Here is a 7,101-nt window from a genome sequence, read left to right as displayed (position 1 = left end):
AATACGGTATTCTGATGTGACAAAACCTGAATCCTGGTCGTTAAAGTGTTTGTTTGCACTCATATTTTAACTGTTCGGACTCAGGTTTTTTTATTTAAATCAAACTATGGGACAGCAGTGCCATCAATGGTGCTTTTTTTTGTTTAAATTATTTTAGATGCGTCAATCACGGTTTAAGATTAGCAGGCAACCAAAACTGATAAAAATCCCGCCGGTAATGCCGTCAATTTTCTTGCTGAATTTTTGATAATAATGATTAATTTTTGCTGCAGAAAAAACCAGAGCAACAGCAGAAAACCACATCAGACTTTCGATAAAAACCAGCGTTAGCAAGGAACTTTGTTCGAAAATACTGACATTTGTGTTAATCGCGATGGAAAAGACGCTGCTGAAATAGACGAGTGCTTTGGGGTTAGCCATATTGGTCAGAAAACCTTGAACTAACAGTGCGCTGTGTGATTTTTGCGGTAGAATTTCATTCTGGTTTTTCGAGATAAGTGCCGGATTTTTATTGAAAGCGGATTTCAGCAATTGTATCCCTAAATAAAGCAGGTATAGGCCACCTAAAATCATCAGCACCTGCTGCAGCCAGGCAATTTTCTGAAATAAAAAATGTAGACCACTGATCGCACAAATTGACCAGACTAAAATGCTCAGTGAAATACCTAAGGCAGCAAAGAGGGCGTGCGATCTGGACTGACGAATTGCACTTTGAGTAACGAAGAAAAAATCTGGACCTGGACTGCTCAATGCAAAGAAATGAATTACTGCAATACTGATTAAAGGTGTCATCATCAGAGACTTATATAAATGAATGACACCCTTATAAATGAATTAAATTTTAAATTAAAGTTTATTTTCTCATCACTTGCTTCATATAGTTTCGTAAAATTTCTGTAGCACCCGTTTCTAAAGACATGGCATATTTTTCATTGTCAGCACGTAAAGCAGGGATGTTGATATTGGCTTTACGTAATTCACAGGTATGGCCAATGAGCCATTTTTCCATGCTCTCTGCTGCAACTTCAATATGGAATTGCAAAGCCAGAATATTTTTGCCCACCGAGAAAGCCTGATTCGGGTAAATTTCTGAATTGGCCAATAATTCAGCCTGTTCAGGCAAATCAAAAGTATCACCATGCCAGTGTAGTACAGGTGTATCGATCAATGCTGAAAGCAGGTTGTTTTCAGTATTGGAAATACTGAGTTTGCTCCAGCCTATTTCCTTCTGATGTCCAGCATAGACTTTTGCACCTAAAGCATGTGCGATCAGTTGAGCACCTAAACAAATACCCAGAGTTGGTAAATTTTCTTTCAAACGAACTTTTAGTAAGTCAATTTCTTGTTGTAAGAAAGGGTAGTCATCCGTTTCATAGACACCAATCGGTCCACCTAAAATAATGGTTAAACCTTGGTGCTGAAATGCTTTACTTAAGTCATCTACGCCGGCTTCAAAATAACGTACCCGAAAACCGAGTTGATAAAATACATCCTCCATGACACCTAAGTCTTCAAAGGCAAGATGTTGAATGGCGTAAATGGTATCGGGAAAATCTGGAGATGCTGTAGTCATACTATTTTTCAAGAGATCTGGGATAAAAGAAATTTAGCCCGAATCTGAAGAAAAATGAAGGTTTCAAACGAAATGATTTGTTTAATGAGCTGTAATAAAGAAAAAAGCGAACCGGAGTTCGCTTTTTTGATGCTTTATACCAAGATATTTTTAGAAGAAGCCCATCGGTTTGGTCGCATAGCTCACCAACAAGTTTTTGGTTTGTTGATAATGATCCAGCATCATCTTGTGGTTTTCACGTCCGATGCCTGATTTTTTATAACCACCAAATGCCGCATGGGCAGGGTAGATGTGGTAACAGTTGGTCCATACTCGACCAGCCTGAATTGCACGACCGGCACGGTAAGAGGTATGTGCGGAACGTGACCAGACACCGGCACCTAAACCGTAAATGGTGTCGTTGGCGATTTTGATTGCATCATCAAAGTCTTTAAAGGTGGCAACGGCAAGTACAGGTCCAAAAATTTCTTCCTGGAAAGTTCTCATGTCATTGGTACCTTTGAAAATGGTCGGTTCGATATAGAAACCTTGCCCCACTTCATGACGTTCACCACCACCTGTCAATATTTCAGCACCTTCTGCACGACCTGTTGCGATACAGCCTAAGATTTTATCTTGTTGCTCTTGCGATGCCTGAGCGCCAATCATGGTATCGGTATCTAAGGGATGACCGGTCTTAATTCGTTTTACCCGTTCGATCGCAAGTTCTAGAAATTGGTCGGCAATACTTTCCTGAACCAATGCACGTGATGGACAAGTACAGATTTCACCCTGATTCAAGGCAAACATGGTAAAGCCTTCTAGCGCTTTTTCTAAATAGTCATCTTGCTGAGCCATGACATCTTCAAAGAAAAGATTCGGTGATTTACCGCCCAATTCCAGTGTTACCGGAATAATGTTCTCGGTCGCATATTGCATAATTTGCTGGCCGACCGCTGTTGAACCGGTAAATGCAATTTTGGCGATACGTGGATTGGTTGCGAGCGGACGACCCACTTCAATACCATAACCATTCACAATGTTTAATACGCCTTCAGGCAGCAGGTCTTGAATCAGTTCAACCAACACCAAAATACTGACTGGAGTTTGTTCTGCCGGTTTAAGCACAATACAGTTACCCGCAGCCAATGCAGGTGCCAATTTCCATGTTGCCATCAGAATCGGGAAGTTCCAGGGAATAATTTGTCCGACCACACCTAAAGGCTCATGGAAATGGTAGGCAATGGTATCTTCATCAATTTCTGAAATGCCGCCTTCCTGCGCGCGGATACAACCGGCGAAATAGCGGAAATGGTCAATTGCCAGAGGAATATCGGCAGCCAGGGTTTCACGTACCGGTTTACCATTATCCCAGGTTTCAGCGACAGCCAAAAGCTCTAAATTGGCTTCTAAACGGTCTGCAATTTTTAACAGGATATTCGAGCGGGTCGTGGGAGAGGATTTGTTCCATTGTGCTTTGGCTTTATGCGCTGCATCCAGTGCCAGCTCAATATCTTCAACACTTGAGCGTGGAACTTTGGTAAATGCTTTACCGTCGACAGGAGAAATATTGTCAAAGTATTCACCCTTTACAGGGGCTACCCATTGACCGCCAATAAAATTTTCATATTGGGCTTTAAACTGAACTTTTGAACCAGGTTGATTAGGATCGGCATAACGCATATAAATTTTCCTTTGCTTATTTTAGTGTTTTAAACCGCATCTACAGCTTTGGTATAAGGTACTTTTGCACATTATTTGATTAGCATACATGGAATAAGGTTGGAAAAAGGTTGGATACAAGAAGGTTTACAATCTTTTCAATCAGGCTTACAAGAATAGCTATTACAGTGGATGTAAATCATGAATTGTTGTGAGAATAAGGAATGATGAATAAGCAACATTTGATGCAAAAAAGACAGAAAATTGAGCAGTTTAGGCAAAGTAGCAGTCTTTCTCCCTTGCATGCAGAGCAGTTAGGACAGAGTATTGTAAGTTCGTGGCAACGCTCGACATCTGCTGAAATTCCCACAGATCGTGCAGCTGCGCCATTGGTTCATTTACAAAAAGAAGCTTATCCATCTGCTCTAGAACATGCCTTGCAACATTGTGCACAAGATTTAAAGCATATTGCCGAGCAATCTTCGATGGTACTGGCTGTAGGAGATATTGGCAGTACCATCATTTGGACAGCGTCGAGCCCACAAATGCAAAGGGCAGCAGAAAGTGTGCATTTTATCGAAGGCGGGCAGTGGCGTGAGGAACTGGTTGGCACCAATGCTTTGGCTCTGTCTTTAAAAACTCAGCAATCGAGTTGTGTATTTTCCAATGAACATTACATGTCCTCTATTCATGATTGGGTCTGTTATGCAGCCCCGATTATTGATCCCTATTCAAAACAGGTTTTAGGCGTAATTGACCTATCTACAACTTGGCAAAAGCATAACAGTTTGGGCTTACTGGCAGCGGAGCGCTGTGCCTCGATTATTCAATCCGCATTACTGGAATATCAAAAACAGCGATTGTTTATTCGTGCCTTTTCTGTGCCGCAAGTGATGTTTAATGGCAAAGTTTTGGTGCTTACACCACGTCAAATCGAAATTTTGACCATTTTAGCGCTGTGTCCGCAAGGTTTAAGTTTAGATAGTTTGCATCAGGCATTATATGGTGAACGAAAAGTCAGCATCGGCACGTTAAAAGCGGAAATGTCACAATTGCGCGACATTTTAGGGGGCATGTTGGGGTCAAGACCCTATAAATTATTAGCGCATGTTGAAGCTGATTTTTTACTGACAGAGCAATCTTTAGATGCTGGATATATCGATTCAGCGTTAAAACTTTGTAGCGGCGTTTTTCTGGCTAAAACTGAAAGTCCTTTTTTATGTGCCTGGCGTGATTGTTTGGAGTCACGTTTAAGTGATGCCATTTTTAAAGCCAATGAAACGGATGTTTTGCTTAAACATGTGGCGCATTTTCCTGAAGCGATTGATGCCGTGGAACGTTTGATTGAACTGATGCCGAAAACGCATCCCGTGCATCAAACCTTACTCAAATTTAAGGATAATTAACGCTGATATTGTAGTAATGACGGCTATAAGCCTTTTTGCTTGAGCCATGCAAAGAGCTGATGATAAACATGCTCGCGCACAGGTTTTTCAGACAAAATCAGATCATGTACGCCATTTTTTATTTCACTGATGGTGACATCGCCGTTAATTTTCCTGGCATATTTATCAATATGTTTCACATCTAAAATCACATCACTGGTTTGCACATTTTTGTGCCATTTTTTGGGATTTTTACTTTGATCTGAATGCATCACTAAGGCAGGGACTTTCAAGGTCACACCTTGATGAATTTCCTTTTGCGCTTTAAAAATTGCCCGTACAAAACTCAAACGAACCCAGGGATAAGTTGTTTTTTTCCATTCAAGGTTAAAGTACCATTCTCCTTTTAAGTTTTTGTGCAAACTGGTCACATACCATTTATTCAGTTCACTGGGGAATTCTAAATCCGGACAAAGTTTACCCACACGACTTAAATTGGGCAGGCCCAGTTTTTTCTTGATCGGGTTCATGTTGAAGTCGTAAAAGGGACTATTGACCCACAGCGCTTTAATTAAAGGATGATCAGGATGATGTGCCGCATATAAAGTTGTGGTTAATCCACCTGTTGAATGTCCGCTCAGTAAAATAGCATCGTGACCTTCTACGCCAATAATGTCTAAAGCCTGGGTGATTTCAGCATCGTATTCAGCAATTTCACGCACGTTATAATATTTTTGATGCGGCAGATGCGAGCGACCATATTTACGTAAGTCGAGTGCATAAAAGTCAAAGCCATGCTGGTTAAACCGTTCCGCCATTTCAGTTTGAAAAAAATAATCGATAAAACCATGAACATATAAAACAGCTTTGCTGGTTGGTTGCTCTGCTTTTTTGCGCACCAATGTTGCTATAACTTGACCTTCATAATCATCTGGGAAATTTAAGGTGGCTTGTTCATAGCCTGTACCCAAGACATCCAGTTGATAAAGCGGTTCAATTATCTGTTGTGTCATTGTTGTGCTCATTTGGAATGATCAATTTTCTTTTATCCTTCATGATGAGCAGTCATTTGTCAAATTGCTTTAAGTTCAATAATAAAAAAAAGGCAAGCTAAGTTTCCAGTTCTTTAATGAAATGGAAACTTAGCTTGCCAAAAATGTAAGTCAAAGAGTCGGGGAGAAGACTTACATTGAGGTTTTACATAGCCGCTTTGAATATATCAACCACTTGAGCATGTGTGGCTTTACGTGGGTTGGTCAGCATGCAGGCATCTTTTTGTGCATTTTCAGACATGATGGCTAAGTCTGCTTCTTTCACACCCAGTTCATTTAAGCCTGATGGAATACCGATCGCAGCTGAAAGCTGACGAATTGCCTGAATAGCTTCATTTGCAGCTTCATTCACAGTCAAACCGTCAGTATTGATTCCCATCAATTGGGCAATTTTTGCATAACGATCCGGGCAGGCAATCAGGTTAAATTCGCATACATGCGGCAGCAAAATGGCATTACATACGCCGTGTGGCAAGTTGTAGAAACCGCCGAGTTGGTGCGCCATCGCATGGACATAACCTAAAGAAGCGTTGTTAAAAGCCATACCTGCAAGGTACTGTGCATAGCTCATCGCATCACGTGCTTCCAGATTTTCACCATTGGCAACCGCAGGGCTGAGCCATTCGCTAATCATGCTAATGGCTTTTTCTGCACAGGCATCGGTAATAGGATTGGCTGCGGTAGAGACATACGCTTCAACTGCATGGGTTAAGGCATCCATCCCGGTTGCTGCGGTTAAACCTGCGGGTTTGGCAATCATCAGTTTAGGATCATCAATCGCAATCAGTGGAGTACAGCGCCAGTCCACAATCGCCATTTTTACATGCGTGTCGGTATTGGTAATAATACAGAAGCGCGTCATTTCAGAAGCCGTACCTGCTGTGGTATTGATGGCGATCAGTGGCGTCATTGGTACTGAGCTTTTATCAATGCCTTCGTAATCACGAATATGACCACCGCCCGCTGTCACCAAGCCAATCCCTTTGGCGCAATCATGCGATGAACCGCCGCCTAAAGATACGATGAAATCACAGCCATTGTCGTTATAGGCTTGTACGCCGTTATGGACGTTAATATCGGTTGGATTAGGTTCTGCACCCGGGAAGATATGGCTGTCGACACCAGCCTCTTTTAAATAAGCTGAAATGGTATCTGCGACACCAAATTTAAAAAGACCGGCATCAGTCACAATCAGTGCTTTTTTAGCACCTAAATCTTGTGCCTTTGCGCCAATTTCTTTGGCACAGCCAGGACCAAAAAGAGAAACACAGGGAATATAAAAACCGTTCGTTTGATCTGCAATATTTTTAAAAGCCATGGTGCGATTCCTTCTACCATTGGTATGTTGTTATCGGTGACCCTCACCGTAAATTGAGTATCAAAGGAACAGGGAAGAAATCCTACCTACCAAACACCTACCATTTCACGTTATTGAATTTTTATGGTTTTT

At 41.5% G+C, this 7,101-nt stretch carries 6 protein-coding genes; 1 reads left to right on the top strand and 5 read right to left on the bottom strand.

All coding sequences use genetic code 11. From position 1 onward, the window contains the following. Nucleotides 1-162: 162 nt before the first annotated feature. From HLH16_RS07805 to exaC, 3 genes are all read right to left on the bottom strand, one after another. On the bottom strand, nt 163-795 hold the full coding sequence (locus HLH16_RS07805; RefSeq protein WP_250850251.1) for a LysE family transporter: 633 nt from the start codon (nt 793-795) through the stop codon (nt 163-165). 58 nt (nt 796-853) lie between these two features. Continuing rightward, nucleotides 854-1,573, bottom strand: coding sequence for a glutamine amidotransferase (locus HLH16_RS07800; protein ID WP_171528882.1), 720 nt, complete (start codon nt 1,571-1,573; stop codon nt 854-856). Between the two features lie 150 nt (nt 1,574-1,723). Continuing rightward, the gene (gene exaC / locus HLH16_RS07795; protein ID WP_131289695.1) at nt 1,724-3,235 is read right to left on the bottom strand and encodes an acetaldehyde dehydrogenase ExaC; all 1,512 of its coding nucleotides are present in this window, start codon (nt 3,233-3,235) and stop codon (nt 1,724-1,726) included. 203 nt (nt 3,236-3,438) lie between these two features. On the opposite strand from exaC, the gene HLH16_RS07790 reads away from it, so the two are divergent. Then, entirely contained in the window at nt 3,439-4,620 is a 1,182-nt protein-coding gene (locus HLH16_RS07790) for a sigma-54-dependent transcriptional regulator family protein (RefSeq protein WP_171528881.1), read from the top strand. Between the two features lie 23 nt (nt 4,621-4,643). Here the strand turns inward: HLH16_RS07790 and HLH16_RS07785 are convergent, their stop codons facing one another. Continuing rightward, nucleotides 4,644-5,612 (bottom strand): alpha/beta hydrolase, encoded by a 969-nt coding sequence (locus HLH16_RS07785; protein ID WP_171528880.1) that lies wholly within the window; start codon nt 5,610-5,612, stop codon nt 4,644-4,646. A gap of 184 nt (nt 5,613-5,796) precedes the next feature. Beyond that, nucleotides 5,797-6,969 (bottom strand): iron-dependent methanol dehydrogenase, encoded by a 1,173-nt coding sequence (gene mdh / locus HLH16_RS07780; RefSeq protein ID WP_131289689.1) that lies wholly within the window; start codon nt 6,967-6,969, stop codon nt 5,797-5,799. Nucleotides 6,970-7,101 lie beyond the last annotated feature (132 nt).

Source organism: Acinetobacter sp. ANC 5378 (assembly GCF_013004315.1).
GTDB lineage: Bacteria > Pseudomonadota > Gammaproteobacteria > Pseudomonadales > Moraxellaceae > Acinetobacter.
This window is presented reverse-complemented; position numbering and strand designations above follow the sequence as displayed.

Bases quoted from the DNA above. Each gene is read 5' to 3' on its own strand.
- HLH16_RS07805 (WP_250850251.1), bottom strand. From the start codon at position 795: ATGATGACACCTTTAATCAGTATTGCAGTAATTCATTTCTTTGCATTG.
- HLH16_RS07800 (WP_171528882.1), bottom strand. From the start codon at position 1,573: ATGACTACAGCATCTCCAGATTTTCCCGATACCATTTACGCCATTCAA.
- exaC (WP_131289695.1), bottom strand. From the start codon at position 3,235: ATGCGTTATGCCGATCCTAATCAACCTGGTTCAAAAGTTCAGTTTAAA.
- HLH16_RS07790 (WP_171528881.1), top strand. From the start codon at position 3,439: ATGATGAATAAGCAACATTTGATGCAAAAAAGACAGAAAATTGAGCAG.
- HLH16_RS07785 (WP_171528880.1), bottom strand. From the start codon at position 5,612: ATGACACAACAGATAATTGAACCGCTTTATCAACTGGATGTCTTGGGT.
- mdh (WP_131289689.1), bottom strand. From the start codon at position 6,969: ATGGCTTTTAAAAATATTGCAGATCAAACGAACGGTTTTTATATTCCC.